The sequence below is a fragment of the Pseudoflavonifractor phocaeensis genome, assembly GCF_016901735.1.
Taxonomy (GTDB): Bacteria; Bacillota; Clostridia; order Oscillospirales; family Oscillospiraceae; genus Pseudoflavonifractor_A.
Genome location: NZ_JACLZC010000211.1, coordinates 1 through 432 on the forward strand (window position 1 = coordinate 1; position 432 = coordinate 432).

The 432-nt window shown below is 56.2% G+C and carries 1 protein-coding gene; it reads right to left on the reverse strand.

Annotated elements, in window-relative coordinates; all coding sequences use genetic code 11:
- On the reverse strand, positions 1-409 hold a 409-nt coding region (locus tag H7U37_RS16585; RefSeq protein ID WP_243414353.1), incomplete at its 3' end, for an SNF2-related protein.
- Positions 410-432: the final 23 nt, after the last annotated feature.

Consider the following 432-nt stretch of genomic DNA (forward strand, 5'->3'; position numbering starts at 1 on the left):
TTTCGATGGGGGTGCCGGTGAGCAGCAGCTTGAAGGAGTCTCCGGCGATCCGCTTGAGGGCCTTGGCCTGTTTGTTGTCCTCCTGGTAGACCGGAGAGAGGGCATTGGCTTCTTCAAACACCGTCAAGTCCCAGTTGACCACCTTTGCGGCCTCCTCGTTGTCGGCAGCAAAGTCGTAGGTGGTAATGACAATGGCATCTTGGATGAAGGCGTTAGGATGGTCGGAGGTGCTATGGATCTGCCATTCTTTGCGGCTGGTCAGAACCACATAGGGAACGGTATAGAATCGCTCCAGCATTTCCGTCCACTGGTGCAGCAGGTCGGCATTGGGAATGACCAGCAGAATCCGGCTGCATCCCTCCAGCCACTTTTGATTGATGACCAGCATGGCCTCGTGGCTCTTGCCCATACCGGCTTCATCGCACAGAACGG